Genomic DNA, 22,501 nt, shown 5'->3' on the forward strand with positions numbered 1-22,501 from the left:
TGACGGGCATGGCCAGCGCTGTCCGTCTCATCCGGTCCGACGTCCTGAGCGACGCGGCGCAGTACGCGTACGCGTCCACCGTGCCGGCCGGGACCCGGCTCGTGTTCCTCGCCGGGGCCTGCCCGCTCGAACCGGACGGGTCCACGGCGGCGGTCGGGGACTACGCGGGGCAGGCGGCGCGGTGCATCGAGACGATGCGGGAGGCGCTCCGAGCCGCCGGTGCGTCGATCGAGGACGTCGTGAGCACCCGGGTGCTCGTGGCGTCCTCGCGGCAGGCCGACCTCGTCGCCGCATGGCAGGTGGTGCGCGATGCCTTCGGCGTGCACGACGTGCCGAGCACCCTGCTCGGGGTCACGGTGCTCGGCTACGACGACCAGCTGGTCGAGATCGAAGCCGTCGCGGCCGTCGCCGACGGTCAGCCCACGTGACGGCGCGGGCTTTCGAGGCCCCGCGCTCCCTCGCACGCTCGCCTCAGAAGCCCGGACCCGCTTTGACCAGGGCGATGCCGACACCGACGAGCGCGAGGACGAGGCCGGCCACGAACGTCCGCGGGGACGGGTTCTCCCCGCGGAGCCTGGCCACGACGGGCCCGAGGAGGGCGAGCCGGACCACGAGGTACGCGATCGCGATGATCTCGGCCGCGAGCCCGGACGTGCCGGTCAGCCAGGCGTAGGCGAGGACGGCAGCCGGCAGGAAACCGGAGGTGAGGACGGGCAGCGAATCCCGCAGCTCGGCGCGGACGGTCTCCCCGGTGAGTCGATGGTCACTCCGCGCACGTCGGCCGACCGACTCGGCGAAGGTGTGTGCGAGGAAGGTCGAGAACGCCGTGGCGAGGACGTACCAGAGCCCCCGACCGCTCTCGGCCGTGTCCGGGACCATCGGTGCGATCGTGCCGAGGATCACGATGTTGCCGTAGACGAACGCGGTGATGCGGCTCGAGGCGTCCTCACGCGGCAGGCGGTTCCGGCCCGCGGAAGTCCTCTCGCGCGGGCTCAGTAGTACTCACCCTGCCGGTAGTCCCAGCTCGTGAACGTGTCGGCGAGCAGCCCCATGATCCGGTCGACGTCGAGCCCCTTGCGGATCAGCGTCGGTGCGGGGACGACCGATCGGCGTCCGTCCTGCAGCGGGATCAGGGCTCCGGCGCTGTCGACCATCGACACCATGACGCCCTGCTCGTAGCGGGTCTCGGCACTCTGCTCCGGCTGGATGGACGCGACGTAGTCGTCCGCCTCGACGATCACGTCGGCGCGCTCGGCGATGCGCTCGCCGATGCCGTCCACCACGCCACGGTTACCGGTGCCCGACGGGTTGGCCGAGCTCGCGAAGGCGAACCTGCCGTGCTCGGTCCAGAGCTCGCGGGCGGCGAGCTCACCGGGGACGCCGAACTTGATGACGAAGCAGGACGTCCCGCGGGTGTCCATCATGAGTTCGTCGGAGCCGTCCGTCGGCAACGCCGCTCGACCCTCGTCGCTCCAGGGCAGGATGCACCCGAGCAGGACGTCCTCGTCCCAGCACCGCTGGTACAGGGCGTCGATCTCGGGGGTGAGCTGCGCGATGCCTCGGAGCATCTCGAGCGAGCTCACGAGCACGACGCCCGGCTTGTTGCGGTTGCGTTCCTTCGCGTCGAACTTCCGCTCCAGACCCGCGCGGTCCGAGGTCATCAGGATGTAGCCGACCTTGGTGGGGACCACCGCCAGCCCGCCGTCGTGCAGCAGGGCGTCCACCGCGATGCGCGGCACACCGCCGGTCCAGTGCACCCGGTTCATGCTGACCTGCGTGTCGTCGTTCATGCCAGTCCTCGTCCCGCTCGTGAGCCAGACGATCGTCTGACAGCGGGAGCCTATGGACGGCGTCCGAGCCGGACAAGGGCGATGGACCCGACCTGTGGGCCTTCTCCGAAGGGTTCAGGCGGGCTCGCAGCGAAGGGCCGCGGCCGGTCGGCGCTGCGCCGCGCGCAACCAAAGTGCATCCGCGCCGCGTGGTCGCGTGGTTCGAGGTCACTTTGGTTGTGCGACGCCGCCGGACGCCGGACGCCGGACGCCGGACGCCGGACGCCGGACTCCGGACGCCGACGGCCGCCGACGGCCCCCGCCTCACCCCACCAACGACTGCGTCCCCACCACGATCGCCAGGGCCAGCCGCTCCGCGTCCACCGACCCGGGCTCGGCCGTGTACGCCAGGATCCGCAGGTCCTCCGGCCCGACGACCAGGGTGTCGCAGTCGAGCGTGATCAGTCCGACGTCCGGGTGGTCGATCACCTTCCGGCGGGCGGTCTCGCCGAGCGCGGTCGCGCCGGAGTCCCACAGCCCGACGAACCGCGGGCTCGCCGCCCGAAGGTCCCGCACGAGCTGCTGCAGCTGGCGGTCGAGCGGGTAGCGGGCCGCGGTCATCCGGAGCCCGGCCACCAGGTTGGCCTCGAAGGCCGCCTGCTCCTCGGGCGTGTGCACGGCGCGGCTGCCGGATCCGACCAGGTGCCGCCACGCGGTGTTCCGGTCGTTCCCGCGCAGTGCCCCGATCGGCCCCATCAGTGCGTCGTACGGGGCGTTGGCGACGAGCAGGTTCCCGGCCGCGTCGAGCACCGCGACGGGGGTGTCCGCCAGTCGGTCGAGCAGCCGCTGCACGCTCGGCGGGATCCGCGACGGCACCACGTCGGCACCGGGGACCGCGTGCCCGGCGAGCCGGTAGAGCAGCTCGCGGTCGGCATCGGCGACCCGCAGCGATCGCGCGAGTGCCTCGACGACCTGGGCGGACGGCGAGGTCGCCCGCCCCTGCTCGAGCCGGGTCAGGTAGTCGGCCGAGATCCCCGCGAGCCCGGCCAGCTCCTCACGCCGCAGACCGGTCGCGCGCCGACGCGGCCCGACGACCATGCCCGTCGCCTCGGGGGAGACGTGGTCGCGCAGCCGCCGCAGGGTGTGCCCGAAGTCCGTGTCCGCCATGTCCCCAGTCTGCGCGCGACGGGCGACCGGGTCCTGGCCCTGCCGGTCCTACGACAACCGGTCGACTCCCTGCGGCCGTCGCCGAGCGTGACGCTGGACCCATGACAACGACACTCATCACCGGGGCCACCCGCGGCATCGGCAAGGAAACCGCCCGCCAGCTCGTCGAGGCGGGCCACACCGTCTGGATCGGCGCCCGCGACGCCGACCAGGGCGCCGCGGTCGCCGCCGAGATCGGCGCACGCTCCGTCCAGCTCGACGTCCGCGACGACGACTCGGTCGCCGCGGCCTTCGCCCACGTCGACGCGAACGGCGGACTCGACGTGCTGGTCAACAACGCCGGCATCGCGGTCTGGGGGCAGAGCGGGCCCGAGGCGCTCGCCGTCTTCGACACGAACGCCGTCGGCACCATCCGCGCGACCGAGGCCGCGCTGCCGCTCCTGCGTCGCTCCGCGAACCCGATCGTGGTGAACCTGTCGAGCGCGCTCGGCTCCTTCACCGCCACCCACGACCCGTCGAAGCCCGCGTTCACTGTGCCGGCCGTGGTCTACGGCGCGTCCAAGGCCGCCGTCTCGATGCTGACGGTGCAGTACGCACGCGTCGTGCCCGAGGTGCACTTCGTCGCGATCGAGCCCGGCTACACGGCCACCGAGTTCGGTGGCATGCCGAACCCGGACGGTCGCCCCGTCGAGGTCAGCGCCGCGACGATCGCGGCCGCCGCGAGCGCGGGCACGGAGGGCCCCACCGGCGTGTTCCTGGAGGACGGCCAGACGCTCGGGTGGTGACGTCATGACGGCCTGGAGGCGCGGTGCCAGCTGGCACCGCGCCTCCAGGCCGTCGTCCGGTCGCGTCTACAGCAGCTGGCGCGCGTTGGTGGACGCGAGGTCCAGCAGCTCGTCGCCGCGACCCGACAGCACCGTGCGGATGGCGTAGAGCGTGAAGCCCTTCGCCTGCTCGAGCGTGACCGCCGGGGGCATGGAGAGTTCCTGGCGGTTCGCGCGGACCGACACGAGCGCGGGACCGTCATGCGCGAGCGCGGCGGCCATGGCGTCCTCGAAGTCGTCGGACACGTCGACGTGGAACCCCTTGATGCCGATCGCCTCGGCGACGGCGGCGAAGTCCGGGTTCTGCAGCTCGGTGCCGTAGTTCACGAAGCCGGCGGCCTTCATCTCGAGCTCGACGAAGTTGAGCGACGAGTTGTCGAACACGACGATCTTCACCGGCAGCTTGTTCTGCACGATCGTGATCAGCTCACCGAGGAGCATCGTCAGCCCGCCGTCACCGGCCAGGGCGATCACCTGCCGGTCCGGGAACGCCGTCTGCGCACCGATCGCCTGCGGGACGGCGTTCGCCATCGTGCCGTGCACGAACGAACCGATCAGCCGGCGCTTGCCGTTCATGGTGAGGTAGCGCGAGGCCCAGACGACGGGGGAGCCGACGTCGGGGATGAAGACGGCGTCCTCGGCGGCGAGCCGGTCGAGCACCCGGGCGACGTACTGCGGGTGCAGCGGCTTCTTCCTGCCGGCCGGCACCGCCAGGTCGTCGAGCTTCTCGCGGGTCTTCCGGTAGTGCCGCAGCGAGTCCTCCAGGTGCTTCGTCGGGTGCGAGCCGGTCAGCAGCGGGATGAGGGCGAGGGCGGTGTCCTTGACGGTACCGACCAGCCCGATGTCGACGGGGTGCCGCCGACCGAGCTGCGAGCCGCGGATGTCGACCTGCACGTGCTTCGCCTTGGCCGGGAAGAACTGCTGGTACGGGAAGTCCGTGCCGAGCATGAGCACGACGTCGGCGTCCTCCATCGCGCGGTACCCGGACGCGAAGCCGAGCAGCCCCGTCATGCCGACGTCGTACGGGTTGTCGTACTCGATGTACTCCTTGCCGCGCAGCGCGTGCACGATCGGGGCCTGCAGCCGCTCGGCCAGGGCGACGACCTCGTCGTGGGCGTCCGCGACGCCGGCTCCGGCCAGGATCGTGATCCGGTCGGCACCGTTCAGCAGGTCGGCGGTGCGCTGCAGCTCGGTCTCGCTCGGCACGATGCGTGGGGTGGCCCGCTCGATGCGGGTGGCGCGGTCGTCCTTCGCCTCGGCGAGCAACACGTCGCCCGGGATCACGAGCACCGCGACGCCGCGCTTCTCGATCGCCTCACGCATGGCGATCTCGAGCAGGCGGGGCATCTGGACGGGGTCGGCGACGTACTCGACGTAGACGGAGCACTCGCGGAACAGCTCCTGCGGGTGCGTCTCCTGGAAGTAGCCGGAGCCGATCTCCGCCGTGGGGATGTGCGCGGCGATCGCCAGCACCGGCACCCGCGAACGGTTCGCGTCGTACAGGCCGTTGATCAGGTGCAGGTTACCGGGCCCGCAACTGCCGGCGCAGACGGCCAGGTCACCGGTCAGGGCGGCTTCGGCAGAGGCGGCGAACGCGGCCGCTTCCTCGTGACGGACGTGCTCCCACCGCATCGTGCCGTCCTTGCGCAGGGCGTCGGTGAAGCCGTTCAGGGAGTCCCCGGGCAGGCCGTAGACCCGGTGGATGTCGTTGGCGCGGAGGGTGGCGACGATGTTCTCGGCAACGGTTGGCATGTGCCCTGTCTACTCGCGACCGCTGCGCTGAACGCTTTCGGAGTTTTGTGAGCCTCACTCGCCCTGGGATGCCGGGGTCATGCTGCGACGATGGCGGGATGACCGACGACGCGCCGCTCCTCCGTCCCCGCCGACGGGAGCCCGCCGCGTACGGGATCCTCGAGCGCTCGCCGTACCCGCTCGTCTCGGTGGCGATCGCCGTCATCGCGGTCGTCGTCATCACCATCGTCGGGTTCACCCTCGGCACCGTGGACCTCGGATTGTCCAAGGCCCTCAACGCGCTGCACACCGGGTTCATCGGGGCGTTCAGCACGGCGGTCTACCACGTGATCAGTCCGGCACCGGCGATCGGGATCACGGTCGTCGTCGTCGCCGTGATCTGGTGGCGCACGCGAGACCTGCGACCGGCCCTGGCGTTCGGCGGCACCATCGCGATCACCTGGGTGCCGTCCGCGATCGTGAAGGAGATCGTGCACCGCGCCCGGCCCGACGTCGCCGTGCTGCCGCACCCGTTCCCCGTGCAGCCCGACCCCGGGTACCCGAGTGGGCACACGGTCTACATCACGGCGTTCGTCATCGCCCTGATCTGGCTGCTCCGCGAGACCCGGTGGCACCGGCTGGCGTTGACGCTCGGGGTCGTGGCCATCGTGATCGTGTTCTTCGCGGTGTCGATCGACGCGGTCCACTACCCGACCGACGCCGCTGCCTCGATCCTGTGGGCGCTCGCCGTGGCGCCGGGGGTGCGGGTGGTGTGGGTGGACTGGCTCATGCCGCGGGTGCCGTTCCTGCGGCCGGGGCGGAGCTGACGCCGGGCGGGTTGTCGCGGGCGGTCTGGTCGACGCGGAACGACACTGTCGATGTCGTACGACGTCGACAGTGTCGTTCCGCGTCAGCGGGCGGTGGCGTTCCGGATCAGCGGAGCGTGCTGGTCCGGCCCCGCGCCGCGAGCAGTGCCACGACGGCCACCACGGCGGCGGCGAGCATCACGATCGCCAGCGGCGCCGCGGTGTCCGAGCCGCCGATGCTGACGAGCGGGGACACGAGCGCCGCGAGCCCGAACTGCAGGGCACCGAGCACGGCGGAGGCGCTGCCGGCGGCCGACGGCACGGCGCCGAGGGCGAGTGCCGTGGCGTTGCCGAGCACCAGACCGAGCGAACCGACCGCGGTGAACAGCGGCACGGCGAGCCAGATGACCGGCGCCCCGGAGACGACGAGCAGCGCGAACGCCACGGTCGACGCGAGCACCAGCACGATGCCGAGCGACAGCACGCCCGTGACCGAACGGGTCGCGGTGAGCTTGGCGGACAGGATGCTGACGCCCATCAGCGCCAGGGCGTTCAGCCCGAAGGCCAGGCCGTAGCCGACCGTGCCGAAGCCGATCATGTCCTGGTACAGGAACGGCGACGCGGAGATGTAGGCCATCATCACGGCGAACGCGAAGCCGAACACCGCGGTGTAGCCGAGGAACGTGCGGGAGCGCAGGGCACGCAGGGCCGAGCCGGAGCCACGGCGTTCCGCACGCAGGGCGTCGCGGTGTTCCTTCAGGTGGGTCTCGCGGATCACGGCGAGGACCGCGATGAGCATGACGACCGACAGGCCGAGCACGATCGAGAGCAGGCCGCGCCAGCCGATCGGGCCGGTGAGCAAGCCGCCGAGCAGCGGTGCGACGACCGGGGCGACCCCACCGACGATCATCATGAGCGAGAACGCGCGGGCGGCGGACTTGCCGGTCGCCAGGTCGGAGATGACCGCACGGCTGATCACCATGCCGGCCGCACCGCCGAGGCCCTGCAGCAGGCGGGCCGCGATGAGCACGCCGATGTTCGGCGCGAGCACCGCGGCGATGCTGGCGAGCACGCACACCGCGGCGCCGGCGATGAGCGGCGGCACGCGGCCGAACCGGTCGGACAGCGGACCGAACACGAGCTGGCCCGCGGTCACGCCCACCAGGAACGCGGTGAGGGTGAGCTGGACGGCGGTGGCGCTCGCCCCGAGCTCGGTGGTCATCTGCGGGAACGCCGGCAGGTACAGGTCGGTGGCGAAGGGGGCGACGGCGCTGAGCAGGCCGAGCACCAGGAGCAGCGCGGTCGTGATGCCCTGCTGCTTGGTCGTGGGTGTCGCGATCGTCGCGCGGATGGTTCCGGTGTCCGTGGTCATTGTTATGAAAGCATAACTCATCGCCGGAGATCGGTACAGTACGGTCATGCACTCCGCCGTGTCCGACCACGTCCTCGCCGAGTTCGCGGACGTCCTGCTCCGGATCGCGCGTGACATCGATCCACACGGCTCCGAGACCCTCGACATCGTGCCGCTGACCGGCACCGAAGCGCTCGTGATGCGCTGGATCAACCGCAATCCCGGCACCTCGCCCAGTGCCACCGCCGAGGCGACCGCCCTGCAGCGCAGCAACCTCAGCGTCGCACTCCGGTCGCTCGTGGCGAAGGGCATGGTCGAGCGGCGCCAGGACCCGGCGGACGCCCGGACCGTGCAGCTGCACTCGACCGCCCTGGCCCAGGAGAGCGTCGACCGGCTCTACCGGCACTGGTCCGGCAAGCTCCGCACGGCCCTCGGCGGCGACGAACGGGGTGCGGTCGAGGCGCTGGAGCTGCTGCAGCGGATCGACGACGGGCTCCGCGCGGGCTAGGCGACAGCGTCCTCGGCGGCGGCGGCGGCGACGGCGGGGTCGTCGGCAGTGGTGACGGCGTCGTCGGCCGCCTCGTCCTGGATCGGCAGCAGGCGACGCGCGCCGTGCCCCTCGTCGCCCAGGGCGTCGCCCGGGTTCACGACCGAACACGCTCCGAGCGAGACGCACCCGCAGCCGATGCACTGCGTCATCTCCTGCTGCAGGCGCTCGAGCTCGAGCTGGCGGGCCCGCAGCCGTGCGCGCCACCGTTCGTTCAACCGGTTCCAGTCGCGCAACGAAGGCATGCGGTCGGCGGGCAGGGCTTCGAACTGCTCGGCGACCTCGCTGAGCGGGATGCCGAGGCGTTTGGCCACCTGGATGATCGCGATCCGCCGTTCGACGTGCCGCGGGTACATCCGCGTCCCGCCGTCGGTGCGCTCCGGGTGGATCAGGCCCTTGCGCTCGTAGAAGTGCAGGGCCGAGGCGGCGACGCCCGTGCGGCGGACGATCTCGCCGATGGGCAGCAGGTCGGTCGGCCGCGGTGCCTGGATCTCGACCATGGTGGAGATCCTACTGCTGGAAGGACTCCCAGAGCAGGAACCCGGTGAACAGCACGAACGGCGTGCAGGCGACCACGTTGAGCCAGCGGTGCTCGACGATCACCGCGGCGAACTCCCGCAGGAACGCACTCGGCACGTAGTACGCCGCCGTGCGCGCGCCGACGACCTGGGCGGGCAGATCGAGGCGGCGGGCCAGGGTCGCCGCCCGCAGCACGTGGTAGTTGTTCGTGACCACGACCATCTGGCCGTCCCGACCGGCGGCCGTCTGCACGTCCCGCGAGAACCGGAGATTCTCGCGGGTGTTCCGCGACGCGGTCTCCGCGACGACGTCGTCCGCGTCGGCACCGTGCGCCACCAGGTACTCGGCCATCGCGGTGCCCTCGGGGCGGGGTTCGTCGTCGCCCTGTCCGCCGGACGGCACGAGGAGCGGTCGGCGTCCCGCTGCCCGTTCAGCCCGGTAGACGCCGAGCGCCCGGTCGAGTCGACTCTGCAGCAGGGGCGGGACCTCGCCGTGCACGAGCCCGGAGCCGAGGACCACGATCGTGTCGGGGACGATGCCGTGCCGCGTCCGCCCGTAGACCACGGAGTACAGGGCGAACGCGACCAGCGACAGCGCGAAGTACCCGCAGACGAACACCATCAGCACGGCGATCGCGATCTTCGTGCCGTCCCACAGTGTGAAGCCCTCGCCGCTGCCCGAGACGAGCAGGGCGATGGCGACCGCCGGCAGCACGAACACCGCCACCCCGGCGGCGAGCGACAGCAGGTTGCCGACGCTGCGCCCCTCGGCCCGGAGCATCTGCAGACCGTTCGCGACCAGGGCGACCCCGAGCACCACGACCGTCAGCGGCACGAGCAGCAGCACCACGGCGACGAGCAGGCTGAACCCGGGGACCACCCTGGTCAGCACGGCCACGACCGTCGCGAGCCCGAACAGCACGGCCGCCGTCAGGAACACCCCGTTGCGGAGCATCCGCGGGTCCCGTCGCCGCCCCAGGACGTACAGCACCAGGAACAGCAGGGCGAAGACGGGAGCGGCGCCCAGCCCGAGCACCGTCAACCGACCGCGCGACGGATCAGGTCGGCCACCCGTGCCTCGTCGGCCTCGGAGAACTCGGGGCTGATCGCCCACGACGTCGGCCAGAACGTGCCGTCGTCGAGCGCGGCCGAGTCCTGGAACCCGAGCGTCGCGTAGCGGGCCTTGAACTTCGCGGCGTCCTGGAAGAAGAACACCGCCTTGCCGTCCCGCGCGTAGGCGGGCATGCCGTACCAGAGCTTCGGCGCGAGCTCGGGCGCGACCTCGAGCGCGATGCGGTGGATGCGCTCCGCCAGCCCCCGGTCCGGCTGGGGCATCTCGGCGATCTTCGCCTCGACCGCAGCGGCGTCGGCCGCTGCCTTCTCGGCCTTGGTGCCCTTCGTGCCGCGGGCGCGCTTGACCTCCGCGGCGTGCTCCTGCATCGCCGCGCGCTCCTCGTCGGTGAAGGTGGTCTCGGTCTTCGTCGTCCGTGCCATCGTCGTCTCCTCGTGGTCTCGTGCACCCATCATGGGTCCGCGAAGCGAAGCGTGCGAGGCCCGGCCCCGATGGAGTGCCAGGCTCGTCCCATGACCTACATCGCCAGTGACGACCGCTACGACTCGATGACGTACCGCCGGACCGGCCGCTCGGGCCTCGACCTGCCGCTGCTCTCCCTGGGGTACTGGCACAACTTCGGGGACGACATGCCCTTCGAGAACCAGCGTGCCATCAGCCGCCGGGCATTCGACCTCGGGATCACCCACCACGACCTCGCGAACAACTACGGCCCGCCGTACGGTGCCGCCGAGGTGAACTTCGGCCGCCTGATGCGCGAGGACTTCCGGCCCTACCGCGACGAGATGGTCGTCTCGACGAAGGCCGGCTGGGACATGTGGCCGGGGCCGTACGGGCAGGGCGGTGGCTCACGCAAGTACGTGCTCGCCTCGCTCGACCAGTCGCTGCAGCGCACGGGCCTGGACTACGTCGACGTCTTCTACTCGCACCGTCTCGACGCCTCGACCCCGCTCGAGGAGACGATGGGCGCCCTGCACACCGCGGTCCAGCAGGGCAAGGCGCTGTACGTCGGGATCTCGTCGTACGACGCCGAGCGCAGCCGGCAGGCGGCCGAGATCCTCCGCGACCTCGGCACGCCGCTCCTCATCCACCAGCCCTCGTACTCGATGCTCAACCGCTGGATCGAGACCGAGGGGCTGCTCGACGCCGCCGGCGAGCTCGGCTTCGGCGTCATCGGCTTCACCGCGCTGGCGCAGGGGCTGCTGACCGGCAAGTACCTGAACGGTGTGCCCGAGGACTCCCGCGCGGCAGCAGGCAAGTCCCTCGACGCGTCGAGCATCACGCCCGAGGTCGTCGAGCACCTCCGTGCCCTGAACGACGTCGCGGCCGCACGCGGACAGTCCCTCGCGCAGCTCGCCCTCGCCTGGGCGCTCCGTGACGAGCGGGTGACCTCGCTCGTGATCGGCGCCTCGCGGGTGTCGCAGCTCGAGGACAACGTCGCCGCGCTGTCGAACACCTCGTTCACCGACGAGGAGCTCCGCGTCATCGACGAGCACTCCGTCGGCATCACCGACGTTGACCTGTGGGCGGGAGCCCGCGCGGGCGAGGTCTCCTGACCCGAGCGCCACGCCGCAGCAGTCCCTCGGCCGGTCGCATCTCGTCGCTCGGCGGATCCCGCCGGCCGGTCACGACACGTCGCGGGTCGCGTGCCGACCGGTCACGAACTGTCGGCTGGCGGCGCCGCAGGCGACGGTCTGTGACCGCACCGCGGACGGCGGGCGGGGTGTCGTGACCGGTGCGGGGCCCTGGACGCGCGGCGCGGCGGCCGGGAGGCGCGGGGTGCGCCGCCACGCGCCTCCCGTCCGTCGTCCGGTCACGTCGCGTCGCGTGTCCGGCCCGCGTCGGCCGGTCACGACACGTCGCGGGTCGCGTGCCGACCGGTCACGAACTGTCGGCTGGCGGCGCCGCAGGCGACGGTCTGTGACCGCACCGCGGCTGGCCGGCGGGACGGCGCCAGGAGCGAACTCCTCCGGGCCGCGGCGGCCGATTGGTACCATCGACAGCGTTCGACAACACGCAGTGTGTATCTACCGGCCGCCGGCTCCCCGGCGGACAACGGCGGCACCCGATGGGTCCGCCGCCACCGAACCGGGCGGGCCGAGAAGGCACACCCCAATGCTCCAGACCCGTTCCACCGGCGACACCCGTTCCACCGGCGACGCCCCGTCCGCTCCGGACCGCTCGCTCGTCTCCCTCGCCGGACGCTGGTACTTCCCCGTGGCGTTCATCGCCCGGCTCCCGTTCGCGATGATGGTGGTCGGCGTCCTGACCCTGGTCGTCGCCGCCCGTGACTCCGTCGCCCTCGGCGGCATCAACTCCGCCGCCGTCGGCATCGGCTCCGCGATCTTCGGCCCGATGGTCGGCGCCGCGGCGGACCGCTTCGGCCAGCGCGCGGTGCTCGTCCCCGTCGGCCTGGTGAACGCGGCGCTGCTCGGGCTCTTCCCGTTCGTCGTCAGCGGCACCGCGCCCGACCTCGCCGTCCTCGCCGTCGCGTTCTGCATCGGCGCCTCCGCCCCGCAGGTCGCCCCGATGTCCCGCACGCGGCTCGTCGCGATCATCCGGCAGCGCACGGCCCCGGCGCGGCGCGAGAAGACCCTCAGCGGCACCATGGCCTACGAGTCCGCCGCCGACGAGACCGTGTTCATCATCGGCCCGTTCCTGGTCGGCATCCTCGCCAGCGCGATCGCCCCGTGGGTGGCCGTCGCCGGCGCCTCGGTCCTGACGTTCGTGTTCGTGACGGCGTTCGCGCTGCACCCGACCGGCAAGCTCGTGGTCGGCCAGCACGCGGAGGCAACGCAGGCACCCGCGCGGCAGCTCCTGCGCCCGCGGCTCGTCGTCGTGGTCGTCGGCATCCTCGGCATCGGGCTGTTCTTCGGCTCGACGCTCACCTCGCTGACGGCGTTCATGGAGACCCACGGCGAGGCCTCGCAGGCCGGCCTGCTCTACGGCCTGATGGGCATCGGGTCCGCCGGGTTGGCACTCGGGTCGGCGGCGTTCCCCCGGGCCTTCGGCCTCGGCTGGCGCTGGCTCGTCTTCGGCGTCGTGCTCCTCGCCGGTGCGCTCGCGTTCGCCAGCGCCGACTCCGTCGTCGCCGCGGGCGTCGTCCTCGCGGTCATGGGCATCGGGATCGGACCCACCCTGGTCGCCCAGTACAGCCTCGGCTCGGACCGGTCACCCGTCGGCCGCTCCGCCACCACGATGACGATCCTCGGGTCCGCCGTCATCGTCGGCCAGTCGATCGCCTCCGCCATCACCGGTGACGTCGCCGAGCACCACGGCACCGCCGCATCGATGCTGCTGCCGGCGGTCTCCGCCGCGATCGTCGTGGTCGCCGCGGTCCTCAACCTGCTGCTCCCGCGTCGGGTCGCGACCGCCTGACCGCGAACGTGAGCGCCTGACGGAGCGGAGGCCCGTGGCGACGCCGCCACGGGCCTCCGCTCCGGCAGATCGGTGCGTCAGGACTCCGTGTCGTCGACGAGCAGGTCCTCGTGCCGGTAGTCGTCGGCGCGCAGGCCGGCGCGGGCGATCATGTGCGTCGACACCGGCACCAGGAACAGCTGGAACACCATGACGGGCAGGACGACCCAGAACGCCGTCCACGTCCACACTGCGACGACGATGGCGGCCAGCGCGAGTGCGAGCCCGAGCACCTGCGGCTTCGCCATCGCGTGCAGACGGACGAGCGGGTCCGGGAACCGGACGATGCCGACCCCGGCGCCGAGCGACAGCAGCGACCCGACGAGCAGCAGCCCGATGGCGATCCAGGCCCGGATGCCGGCGTCGTCGACGAACGACTCGATGATCTCGATCACGACTGGTCCTCCTCGGCGCGCTCGGGGGTGGTGACGGTCAGCCCCTCGTCGGACGGGTCCGCCGAGGGCGTGACGGCCCGGGCCACGGCGACCGTGGCGAAGACGCTCGTCGCCGAGATCACCACGAGCACGGGGATGCCGGTCAGGTCCTGGCGGATGACCATCGCGGCCGCGATCACCACGAGCACGGTGGTCAGCACCATGTCGGAGCCGATCATGCGGTCGAGGATGGTCGGCCCGCGCACGATCCGGAACACCGCGAGGGCGAACGTCGCCCCGAGGAGCGCGAGCACGAGCGCGACGGCGATGCCCATCACGACGACGGCGGCGCTCACCGGTTCACCTCCGGCAGCGGCTCGGACAGTTCGGAGACGTCCTGCTTGGAGCCCAGTGCGCGGATGACCATGGCCTCGATCCGGAGTGCGACGCGGCGTTCGTCCTCGACCTGCTCGAGGCGCTCGGTGTCGAGCACGTGGAGCAGCAGGCGACGGCGCCGCAGGTCCACGTCGGCGACGTACGAGCCGGGCACGAGCGAGATCGCGAGGGTGGCCAGCGTGAAGGTCATCTCGGACGTGGAGTGCAGCTGCACGAGCGTGATCGAGCTGCGCCGCACACCGCGGGGACGGAACGCGACCCATGCGACCCGGAAGGACGCCACGACGACGAGCCCGGACCACACCACCAGGAACCGCAGCACGTGCATGATCGAGAACCGTGCGGACAGCGGGACCGGCGGGAGCGGCAGCGCCTGGGTGACGAGGAGCGCCACGACGATGCCGCACAGCAGCGTCAGCGGGGTCCACGACCCCCAGAGCAGCGCCCAGAGCACGGTGAGTCCCGCGACGAGGGGCACGTCGTAGCGCCACGCCAGCGCGATCCGCCTGGCGTTGGAGATGCGGCGGACGTCGGTCATCGCTCACCTCCGAGCACGGCCTGCACGTAGCGGTCGGGCGATTCCAGCGACTCCGCTGCGCGGGTCGCGTAGCCGTAGAGCGGGCCGGCGACGACGGTCAGCGCGACGGACCCGAGCACCGCGATCGTCGTGACACCGACGAGCATGCGCGGCAGGCGCACCTTCTCGGGAGCCTCGCCGACCGCCTCGGTCGCGCCGGTGGTCGGACTGGAGGCGGTGGCTGCGTGCGGTGCGTCGGTGACCGTCACCGAGCCTCCCGGGTGGTAGGCCTCGCCCGTCTCCTCGGAGACGGTGAGGGGAGCCGGTTCCGGCGACCGCAGGTGGGCGTGCGGTTCCGCGCTCGTCGCGTGCGGGGCGGCGGCCTCGGCCGCCGGCTTCGGCCGCCAGAAGGCGGCGTCCCAGACCCGCATGAGCGCGTACAGGGTGAGCAGCGAGGTGACGACGCCGGCGCCGATGGTGACGTACGCCATCGGGGAACCGTCCTCGGCGGCGGCGCGGAACAGGCCGAGCTTGCCGATGAAGCCGGAGAACGGCGGGATCCCGCCCAGGTTGAACGCGGGGATCAGGTACAGGGCGGCCAGCAGCGGTGCGGCCTTCAGCAGTCCGCCGAGCGACCGGGTCGAGGTCGTCCCGCCGACGCGTTCCATCAGGCCGGACACCAGGAACAGCGTGGTCTGCACGACGATGTGGTGCACCGTGTAGAACACCGCTGCCGCCGTCCCCGCGACGGTGCCGAGTCCGACGCCCATCACCATGAAGCCGATGTGGCTGATCAGCGTGAAGGACAGCAGCCGTTTCACGTCGGTCTGCGACACCGCGCCGAGCACCCCGACCACCATCGTCAGTGCGGCGACGACGAGCAGCACCTCGTTGAGTTGTGGTCGCGGGAAGATCACCGTCTCGAGCCGGATGATCGCGTAGATGCCGACCTTGGTCAGCAGGCCCGCGAAGACCGCGGTGACCGGCGCCGGGGCCGTCGGGTACGAGTCCGGCAGCCAGAACGCCAGCGGGAACACGGCCGCCTTGATGCCGAACCCGATCAGCAGCATCGTGTGCAGGAGCAGCTGGACGTGCTCCGGCAGGTCGGCGACGCGCTCGCTGATCTGGGCGATGTTCACCGTGCCGGTGGCGCCGTAGACCAGACCGATGGCGGCGAGGAAGATCGCCGACGCGATCAGGCTCGTGACGATGTACGTCGTGCCGGCCCGGACGCGCTGTTCGCTGCCGCCCAGCGTGATGAGCACGTAGCTGGCCACCAGCAGCATCTCGAACGCGACGTACAGGTTGAACAGGTCGCCCGCGATGAACGAGTCGAGCACGCCGGCGGCGAGCACCAGGTACGTCGGGTAGAAGATCGTGACCGGGGCGTCCTCGTCGTCGGCGGCCAGACCCTGGCCGATCGAGAACAGCAGGACGAGCAGCAGGACGCTCGCACTGACGGTGAGCAGCAGGGCGCTCAGCCGGTCGACGACGAGCGAGATGCCGTACGGGGCGTCCCAGCCGCCGACCTGCACCACGATCGTGCCGTGCCGGTCGACCAGGACCATGAGCGTGGCGGCGACGGCGAGGGCCACGACGAGCACCACGACGGTGATCGCACGCTGGAGCTTCTGGTGGCGGAGGAGTCCGAGCGCGACCGCGGCACCGAGCAGCGGGACGAGGACGAGGAGCGGGACGAGCCAGGTCATCGGGCCGCCTCCTGTTCTGCGTCGGTGGTGGTCTCCGGGTCCTCGTCGGCCGGCTCGTCGCGGTCACGGCCGATCGCGGCGTCGGCCTCGTCGACCTCGACCTCGTCGGCGCGGGACAGCTGCCACGACCGGTGGATCAGGGCCAGCAGGAACGCGCTCACGGCGAAGGTGATCACGATCGCGGTCAGGGCGAACGCCTGGGGGAGCGGATCGGTGATGCCCTCGGCGCTCTCGCCGATCGGCGGGTCGCCCGCGGCGCCGGACATCACCAGCAGCAGCAGGTTGAGCGAGTTGCCGAGCAGCAGGAAGCCGAGGAGCATCCGGGTCAGGGAGCGTTCGAGCAGCAGGTAGACGCCGCACGAGAACAGCACCGCCATGGCGATCACGAGGACGAGGGTGACGGTCATGTGGCGCTCCCTTCCGGGGTGGGGGCATCGAGGGTGTCGCTGACGGACCCCTCGGTGGTGTCGCGGGTCGGGGTCGACGCGTCCTCGAGGCGCTGCCGGTCGACCTCGGCGCCGAGGCTGCGGAGGACGTCGAGCACCAGGCCGACGACGACCAGGTACACGCCGATGTCGAAGAACGTGGCGGTGACGAACTCGACGTGTCCGAGGATCGGGACGGTGGCCTCGAAGAACTCGGAGTACAGGGCTTCGCGACCGAAGAACAGCGGCACGATCGCTGTGACGGCGGCCGTCGCGACCCCCAGGCCGAGCAGGCGACCGGCACGCACCGGGGCCGCGGCGCCGAGTTCGGCCGGGCCGCCGGCCAGGTAGCGGGCCGCGAGGGCGATGCCGGCGACCAGACCGCCGGCGAACCCGCCACCGGCCGAGTTGTGGCCGGCGAACAGCAGGTAGAGCGACAGCACGATCAGGCCGTGGAACAGCAGTCGGACGACCACGTCGAGCAGAGCCGAGCGGCCGGTCGGGATCGCGGCGCTCGTCGGCAGCCAGGCGCGGGGCTCACCGTCGGTGCGCTCGCCGTTCGCGGTCAGGGTCTCCGGCAGGTCGCGCAGCCGGGGCAGGGTGTCCTCGCGCGAGTTCACGAAGATCAGGCTCGCGACGCCGGTGGCCGCGGCGACCACGACGGTGAGCTCACCGAGGGTGTCCCAGCCGCGCAGGTCGACGAGGGCGACGTTCACGACGTTCAGACCGTGCCCGAACGAGCTCGTCAGCGCGGGCAGGTCGGGCCAGAGGGGGCGTGCCGTGCGGGCGGAGGCGGCCACCACGACGACGATCGCCAGTGTCAGCCCCGCCAGCCCGGCGAAGAGCGCCCGCACGACCCGGAACCGCGACGGGTTGGTCGTGGCGATGCGCGGGGGCAGCCGTCGGAGGACCAGGACGAAGGCGATCAGGGTGACCGTCTCGACCACGAGCTGCGTCAGGGCGAGGTCGACGGCGCCGTGCAGGACGAACAGCACCGAGAGGCCGTAGCCCGTGACGCCGACCAGCACCGCGGCGGCGAACCGGGTCTTCGCCGTGAGCACCGCGATGCCGGCGATCGACATCACGATCATCACCGGGATCTGGCCCCACGAGTCGGCGAACCGGACGTGGAACTCCCACGGCCCGCCGAGCACGAGGTTGGCGAGCGCCCCGGCGACGAACACCGACAGGATCACCGTCAGGTAGTAGGGGAGCGAGCCGCGCTGCAGGCTCGCGGTGAGTCCGGTCGCTCCGCGGTCGAGCAGTCGCATGCCGTGCCGGTACGTGCCCGCGGCGCTCGGGAACCCGGCGAGCCGGTGCTGGAGTGCCTCGACCGGACGTCGGAGGGCGAACAGCGCGAGACCGCCGACCAGGGTGACGGCCGAGATGCCGAGCGCCGGTTCGAGGCCGTGCCAGAGTGCGAGGTGGGGGACTTCCTCGCCGGGGAGCGAGGCCACCGTCGCCGCGGGCTCGATGCCGTGCGCGACGACCGGGGTCAGCAGGCCGAGGGCCACACCGGTCAGTGCCAGGATCGACGGCACCACACCCAGGCCGTGCAGGGCGTGCGGTTCCGTCTGGGCGACGTCGGGCTTGCGGGCGAACGCTCCCCAGAAGAAGCGGAGCGAGTAGGCCACGGTGAGCACCGAGCCGAGTGTCACTCCGACGAGGGCGAACCAGGCCCAGCCGGCGTCGGGACCGTGCAGCGACTCGGTGAAGCCGGTCAGCACGGCTTCCTTCGCGACGAAGCCGATCGTCGGCGGGATGCCGGCCATCGACACGAGCGCGAGTGCGGCCACGACGGCCAGCCACGGTGCCTTCCGGCCGAGGCCGCTCAGGCGCCCGAGGTCGCGGGTGCCGGTGGTGTGGTCGATCGCACCGACCACCAGGAAGAGCGTGGACTTGAACGCGGCGTGCGCCACGAGCAGGGCGACCCCGCCGAGCGCCACGGCGGGCGCGCCCCACCCGGCGGCGAGCACCAGGAACCCGAGCTGCGCGACGGTGCCGTAGGCGAGCAGGAGCTTGAGGTCGGTCTGCCGCAGCGCCCGGTAGCCACCGATGAGCATCCCGAGGACACCGAGCACGGTGATCGTCTCGCGCCAGCCGTCGAGCAGTGCGAACGCCGGGGCGAGCCGGGCCACGAGGTAGATGCCGGCCTTCACCATCGCTGCGGCGTGCAGGTACGCGCTGACCGGGGTGGGTGCGGCCATCGCGGCGGGGAGCCAGAAGTGGAACGGCACGATCGCCGACTTCGTCAGCGCGCCGAGCAGGACGAGGACCACCGAGACGGTGACGATCGGCCCGGTCGGCGGGGCGGCGATGATGCCGGAGAGCGAGGTCGTGCCCGCCGCGACCGACAGCGTGACCAGACCGGCGAGCATCGCCAGACCGCCGGCGGTGGTGACGACGAGGGCCTGCATCGCGGCCGCACGGCTCGCACGCTTGTCGGCGTCGTGTCCGATGAGCAGGTAGGAGAAGACCGTGGTGGCCTCCCACAGGACGAAGAGCACGATGACGTCGTCGGCGAGGACGAGCCCGAACATCGACCCGGCGAACGCGGTCAGCACGCCCGCGAACCGGCCGATCCCCGGTTCGTCGCGCCCGAAGTACGAGGCGCAGTAGACGAGCACGAGGGCCCCGACGATCGACACCACGAGCGCGAGCACCCACGACAGGGCGTCCATCCGCAGCGTGACGTCGAGGTCGAGCTGGGGGACCCACCGGTGCCGTTCGACGACGCTGCCGTGCAGGGCGGCGTCGGTCTGGGCGATCGTCAGCACCGCCGCCGCGGCGGGGGCGAGGGCCGCCACGTAGAACACGCGGCGGCCGAGGACGGGGGTCAGGGCGGGGACGATCAGGGCGACGATCGCGAACGCGACGAGGACGAGGACCATCGGGCACCTCCTCGGGGTCGGGCTGCAGTCCGGCTCACTGGGCCCTCACAGCCTACGGAGGAGGCCATGTGGAGAACCTGTGCGGTCGGACAGCAGTCTGCTCAGGTCCGGCCGTGCGCGCGTGCCGGGATCTGCGTCGCGAGCTTGCCGCCGGAGACGTCGAGCAGGGTGCCGGTGATGTACCCGGAGGCATCGCTCGCCACGAAGACGAGCAGGTCGGCGACGTCGTCCGGCGTCTCCCACCGGCGGAGCGACAGCGTGTCGAGCAGGCGGTCCTGGGCCTCGGCCGGCATGGTCGCGAAGCCGTTCATCGCCGTCGGGACCATGCCCGGCGCGTAGGCGTTGACGGTGATGCCCCACGGTCCGAGCTCCGATGCGAGCACCCGGGTGAACGAGACGACGGCGGCCTTCGAGGCCGCGTAGGCCGCGCTCCCGACACTGGGCACGATCGCGGCGAACGAGGCGGCGTTGATGATCCGACCGCGCCCGGCCGCCTGCATCACCGGGGCCACGGCCTGGCTCATCAGGAAGGTGCCGCCGAGGTTGACGTCCACGCAGCGTCGCCAGGCGTCCCACTCCAGTTCGGCGACCGTGCCCGTGACGTTGATGCCGGCGTTGTTGACCAGCACGTCGATCGTGCCGTGCCGCCCGACGACCTCGTCCACGGCGTCGTGCACCGACTGCGGGTCGGCGACGTTGCACACGACGTGGTCGAGCGGGAAGTCCTGCTCGAAGGCCAGGTCGAGCGCGACGACGCGGCACCCTTCGCTGACGAAGCGGTCGGCGAGGGTGCGGCCGATCCCGCGCGCTGCGCCGGTCACGACGACCACGCGGTCGGTCAGGTCGAGGTGCATCGTTGCTCCCGTCGTCGGTGGCTTCAATAGGCATACTATTCGAGCATGACGGATCAGCGTGTGCTCTGGGTCACGGGTGGGGGCAGCGGCATGGGAGCCGCGAGCGCCGAGGCGGCGGCGCGGGACGGCTGGACCGTGGTGCTCAGCGGACGTCGTGCCGACCGGCTCGAGCAGGTCGCGCGCACCGTCCGCGGCGCCGGGGGAACCGCGGACGTCCTGCCCCTCGACGCGAACGATCCCGACGCCGTCACCGCCGCGCGGGACGCCGTGCTCGAGCGGCACGGCCGACTCGACGGGCTCGTGCTGGCGGCCGGGCTCAACGCCCCGCGACGCCGGTGGGACGACCAGTCGCTCACCGACTTCCGCGCGATCGTGGACACGAACCTCACCGCCGTCGTCACGCTGGTGGACGCCGCGCTGCCGGCACTCCGCACGGCCGGCGGCGTGGTCGTGGTGGTGTCCTCGTACGCCGGGTGGTCCTTCCAGCCAGGGGCGGGTGTCGCGTACTCGGCGAGCAAGTCCGCGCTCGCGTCGGTCGTCCGCACGCTGAACCAGCAGGAGGCCGAGCACGGCGTGCGTGCCACGCACCTGTGCCCGGGAGACGTGGCGACGGACTTCCTCGACCAGCGGCCGGAGGTCCCCGACGCGGCCGCCCGGCAGCGCATGCTCCAGCCGGAGGACGTCGGGCGGACGGTCGCCTTCGTGCTCGGGGTACCGGCACACGTGCGCATCGACGAGCTCGTGGTGTCGCCGGTCTCGCAGCGGTGACGAGCACCTTCGAACGGGTCCTCGACCAGATCGGTGCCGCCGTCGTCTCCGGTGCCGTCGCCGTGGGCAGCCGCCGGAGCATCGACGACCTGGTGGCCTGGACCGGTGCCAGTCGCAGCATCGTCCGCGAGGCCGTCCGGGTCCTCGTCGCCCTCGGCCTGCTCACCGCGCGGCAGCGGGTCGGCGTGACCGTGCTCGGCGTGCGGGAGTGGGACGTCCTCGACCCGCGCGTGGTGCGGTGGCGTCTGCGGGGCCCGGACGCCGACCGCGTGGCGGTCGAGCTCCGTGAGCTGCGTGCGGCGGTCGAGCCCGCCGCCGCTGTCGCAGCAGCCCGGCGGGTGGCGCTCGACGAGTTCGCGGACCGACGGGAGGCCCTCCGCACCACCGCGGACGAACTCGCCGCCGCCGCGACCCGCGACGACCGCCCCGACTTCGTGGCCGCGGACGTGCGGTTCCACGCGCTCGTGCTCGACCTGTCCGGCAACGCGCTGTACCGACGACTGCACCAGGTCGTCGGCCAGGTGCTGCGCGAACGCGGGAGCGTCCGCCCGGACCGGCACGACGTCGGCCTCCACCTCGCACTCGCCGATGCCGTCCTCGACGGTCGCCCGGACGAGGCGGCCTCGACGATGCGGGCGATCGTCGACCGCACGTGAGTGGAGCCCCCCGGACCTGCGAGGATGGACCCCGGTGTGCCATTCCGGTGCCCGTGGAGGGTGAGTCGTGGACGCAGCACAGGACCTGGTCGTCCAGCTCGTCGGCACCCCGTGGGCGTTCTTCGTGGTCGGCCTCGTGCTCGCCGTGGGCAGCGTCGCGGTCTTCCTGCCCAGCCAGGCACTCGTCGTCGCGATCGGCACGCTCCTGGTGGGCGGTGACGGCGGTCTCCTGCCGGTCCTGTTCCTCGTCGTCGCGGCGTCGATCGGCATGGTCCTCGGCGACCTCGGGCTGTACCACCTGGCGCGTTCGGTCGACCTCGGCTCGAGGTCGTGGTTCTCGCGGCCGAAGGTCCGCGCGGCCCGGGACGCCATCGACGGCCGCTACCGTGCTGCTCCCGGACGCATCGCGGTGCTCGGACGTTTCATCCCGATGGGCCGGTTGACGACGAACCTGGTCGGCGCGGACAGCGGGCTGGACCTCCGGCGGTTCCTGCTCAGCTGCGTGCTCGCCGACGTCGTGTGGGCGGCGTACTGCGTCGGCATCGCCTCGGCCACCGGGCGCTGGAGCCGCGAGCAGCCCTTCCTCGTCACGACCCTCGCGGTCGTGGCGTCGATCCTGCTCGGCCTGGCGATCTCCGCGATCGAGAAGGCCGTGCGACGACGCACCCAGGCGGCGGCCGCGGCCTGACGAAAGTAGGGTGGGCACCCC

At 72.0% G+C, this 22,501-nt stretch carries 24 protein-coding genes; 9 read left to right on the forward strand and 15 right to left on the reverse strand.

What is annotated here, in order from left to right:
* The first annotated feature begins 8 nt into the window (after positions 1-8).
* A complete protein-coding gene (locus tag ACZZ9K_RS11960) occupies positions 9-428 on the forward strand; it encodes a Rid family hydrolase (RefSeq protein ID WP_463444149.1) in 420 nt (139 codons plus the stop codon).
* Positions 429-471: 43 nt separating this feature from the next.
* Here ACZZ9K_RS11960 and ACZZ9K_RS11965 read toward each other — a convergent pair whose 3' ends face one another.
* From ACZZ9K_RS11965 to ACZZ9K_RS11975, 3 genes are all read right to left on the reverse strand, one after another.
* A complete protein-coding gene (locus ACZZ9K_RS11965) occupies positions 472-903 on the reverse strand; it encodes a hypothetical protein (protein WP_463444150.1) in 432 nt (143 codons plus the stop codon).
* Positions 904-992: 89 nt separating this feature from the next.
* Positions 993-1,790: an L-threonylcarbamoyladenylate synthase gene (locus ACZZ9K_RS11970; RefSeq protein ID WP_463444151.1), complete on the reverse strand. Its 798-nt coding sequence runs from the start codon at positions 1,788-1,790 to the stop codon at positions 993-995.
* Positions 1,791-2,093: 303 nt separating this feature from the next.
* Positions 2,094-2,936, reverse strand: coding sequence for a helix-turn-helix transcriptional regulator (locus ACZZ9K_RS11975; protein WP_463444152.1), 843 nt, complete (start codon positions 2,934-2,936; stop codon positions 2,094-2,096).
* A 101-nt stretch (positions 2,937-3,037) separates the two neighbouring features.
* On the opposite strand from ACZZ9K_RS11975, the gene ACZZ9K_RS11980 reads away from it, so the two are divergent.
* Entirely contained in the window at positions 3,038-3,721 is a 684-nt protein-coding gene (locus tag ACZZ9K_RS11980; protein ID WP_463444153.1) for an SDR family NAD(P)-dependent oxidoreductase, read from the forward strand.
* 66 nt (positions 3,722-3,787) lie between these two features.
* Here the strand turns inward: ACZZ9K_RS11980 and poxB are convergent, their stop codons facing one another.
* A complete protein-coding gene (gene poxB, locus ACZZ9K_RS11985; RefSeq protein WP_463444154.1) occupies positions 3,788-5,512 on the reverse strand; it encodes a ubiquinone-dependent pyruvate dehydrogenase in 1,725 nt (574 codons plus the stop codon).
* 98 nt (positions 5,513-5,610) lie between these two features.
* Between poxB and ACZZ9K_RS11990 the strand changes: the two genes are divergently transcribed.
* Positions 5,611-6,318 carry a phosphatase PAP2 family protein gene (locus tag ACZZ9K_RS11990; RefSeq protein WP_412168917.1) on the forward strand — a complete coding sequence of 236 codons (708 nt, stop codon included), beginning with the start codon at positions 5,611-5,613 and terminating at the stop codon, positions 6,316-6,318.
* A gap of 106 nt (positions 6,319-6,424) precedes the next feature.
* On the opposite strand, the gene ACZZ9K_RS11995 is transcribed toward ACZZ9K_RS11990, so the two are convergent.
* Entirely contained in the window at positions 6,425-7,669 is a 1,245-nt protein-coding gene (locus ACZZ9K_RS11995; protein ID WP_111032645.1) for a multidrug effflux MFS transporter, read from the reverse strand.
* Positions 7,670-7,715: 46 nt separating this feature from the next.
* Between ACZZ9K_RS11995 and ACZZ9K_RS12000 the strand changes: the two genes are divergently transcribed.
* Entirely contained in the window at positions 7,716-8,156 is a 441-nt protein-coding gene (locus ACZZ9K_RS12000) for a MarR family winged helix-turn-helix transcriptional regulator (protein ID WP_216852147.1), read from the forward strand.
* Here ACZZ9K_RS12000 and soxR read toward each other — a convergent pair.
* Genes soxR through ACZZ9K_RS12015 form a run of 3 tightly spaced genes read right to left on the reverse strand, consistent with a single transcriptional unit; the run spans position 8,153 to position 10,207 of the window.
* Positions 8,153-8,695 carry a redox-sensitive transcriptional activator SoxR gene (gene soxR / locus ACZZ9K_RS12005; protein ID WP_463444155.1) on the reverse strand — a complete coding sequence of 181 codons (543 nt, stop codon included), beginning with the start codon at positions 8,693-8,695 and terminating at the stop codon, positions 8,153-8,155. The genes ACZZ9K_RS12000 and soxR overlap by 4 nt on opposite strands.
* Positions 8,696-8,705: 10 nt before the next feature.
* On the reverse strand, positions 8,706-9,749 hold the full coding sequence (locus ACZZ9K_RS12010; RefSeq protein ID WP_463444156.1) for a YdcF family protein: 1,044 nt from the start codon (positions 9,747-9,749) through the stop codon (positions 8,706-8,708).
* A 2-nt stretch (positions 9,750-9,751) separates the two neighbouring features.
* On the reverse strand, positions 9,752-10,207 hold the full coding sequence (locus ACZZ9K_RS12015) for an iron chaperone (RefSeq protein ID WP_196783353.1): 456 nt from the start codon (positions 10,205-10,207) through the stop codon (positions 9,752-9,754).
* Positions 10,208-10,297: 90 nt separating this feature from the next.
* Between ACZZ9K_RS12015 and mgrA the strand changes: the two genes are divergently transcribed.
* A complete protein-coding gene (mgrA, locus tag ACZZ9K_RS12020; RefSeq protein WP_111047715.1) occupies positions 10,298-11,341 on the forward strand; it encodes an L-glyceraldehyde 3-phosphate reductase in 1,044 nt (347 codons plus the stop codon).
* Positions 11,342-11,900: 559 nt separating this feature from the next.
* Positions 11,901-13,163 (forward strand): MFS transporter, encoded by a 1,263-nt coding sequence (locus ACZZ9K_RS12025; RefSeq protein WP_463444157.1) that lies wholly within the window; start codon positions 11,901-11,903, stop codon positions 13,161-13,163.
* A 77-nt stretch (positions 13,164-13,240) separates the two neighbouring features.
* Here ACZZ9K_RS12025 and ACZZ9K_RS12030 read toward each other — a convergent pair whose 3' ends face one another.
* From ACZZ9K_RS12030 to ACZZ9K_RS12060, 7 genes are all read right to left on the reverse strand, one after another.
* Complete coding sequence (locus ACZZ9K_RS12030; protein ID WP_463444158.1) at positions 13,241-13,597, reverse strand: cation:proton antiporter; 357 nt, start codon at positions 13,595-13,597, stop codon at positions 13,241-13,243.
* Positions 13,594-13,932, reverse strand: a complete 339-nt coding sequence (locus ACZZ9K_RS12035) for an MrpF/PhaF family protein (RefSeq protein WP_214520579.1) — start codon at positions 13,930-13,932, stop codon at positions 13,594-13,596. Before ACZZ9K_RS12035 ends, ACZZ9K_RS12030 begins: the two co-directional genes overlap by 4 nt.
* On the reverse strand, positions 13,929-14,510 hold the full coding sequence (locus ACZZ9K_RS12040; RefSeq protein ID WP_463444159.1) for a Na+/H+ antiporter subunit E: 582 nt from the start codon (positions 14,508-14,510) through the stop codon (positions 13,929-13,931). The genes ACZZ9K_RS12035 and ACZZ9K_RS12040 overlap by 4 nt, the downstream gene beginning before the upstream one ends.
* On the reverse strand, positions 14,507-16,198 hold the full coding sequence (locus tag ACZZ9K_RS12045) for a Na+/H+ antiporter subunit D (protein WP_027467192.1): 1,692 nt from the start codon (positions 16,196-16,198) through the stop codon (positions 14,507-14,509). The genes ACZZ9K_RS12040 and ACZZ9K_RS12045 overlap by 4 nt, the downstream gene beginning before the upstream one ends.
* Positions 16,195-16,605, reverse strand: a complete 411-nt coding sequence (locus ACZZ9K_RS12050; RefSeq protein ID WP_214560293.1) for a Na(+)/H(+) antiporter subunit C — start codon at positions 16,603-16,605, stop codon at positions 16,195-16,197. Before ACZZ9K_RS12050 ends, ACZZ9K_RS12045 begins: the two co-directional genes overlap by 4 nt.
* Positions 16,602-19,514, reverse strand: a complete 2,913-nt coding sequence (locus ACZZ9K_RS12055) for a Na+/H+ antiporter subunit A (RefSeq protein WP_463444160.1) — start codon at positions 19,512-19,514, stop codon at positions 16,602-16,604. Before ACZZ9K_RS12055 ends, ACZZ9K_RS12050 begins: the two co-directional genes overlap by 4 nt.
* A gap of 101 nt (positions 19,515-19,615) precedes the next feature.
* The gene (locus ACZZ9K_RS12060; RefSeq protein WP_176708019.1) at positions 19,616-20,368 is read right to left on the reverse strand and encodes an SDR family NAD(P)-dependent oxidoreductase; all 753 of its coding nucleotides are present in this window, start codon (positions 20,366-20,368) and stop codon (positions 19,616-19,618) included.
* A 45-nt stretch (positions 20,369-20,413) separates the two neighbouring features.
* Between ACZZ9K_RS12060 and ACZZ9K_RS12065 the strand changes: the two genes are divergently transcribed.
* The 3 genes from ACZZ9K_RS12065 (at position 20,414) to ACZZ9K_RS12075 (ending at position 22,480) form a co-directional block, all read left to right on the forward strand.
* Complete coding sequence (locus ACZZ9K_RS12065; RefSeq protein WP_301580862.1) at positions 20,414-21,136, forward strand: SDR family oxidoreductase; 723 nt, start codon at positions 20,414-20,416, stop codon at positions 21,134-21,136.
* Positions 21,133-21,792 carry a FadR/GntR family transcriptional regulator gene (locus ACZZ9K_RS12070; RefSeq protein ID WP_463444161.1) on the forward strand — a complete coding sequence of 220 codons (660 nt, stop codon included), beginning with the start codon at positions 21,133-21,135 and terminating at the stop codon, positions 21,790-21,792. Before ACZZ9K_RS12065 ends, ACZZ9K_RS12070 begins: the two co-directional genes overlap by 4 nt.
* 67 nt (positions 21,793-21,859) lie before the next feature.
* A complete protein-coding gene (locus ACZZ9K_RS12075; RefSeq protein ID WP_173032337.1) occupies positions 21,860-22,480 on the forward strand; it encodes a DedA family protein in 621 nt (206 codons plus the stop codon).
* Positions 22,481-22,501 lie beyond the last annotated feature (21 nt).

The sequence above is a fragment of the Curtobacterium sp. AC268 genome, assembly GCF_979258745.1.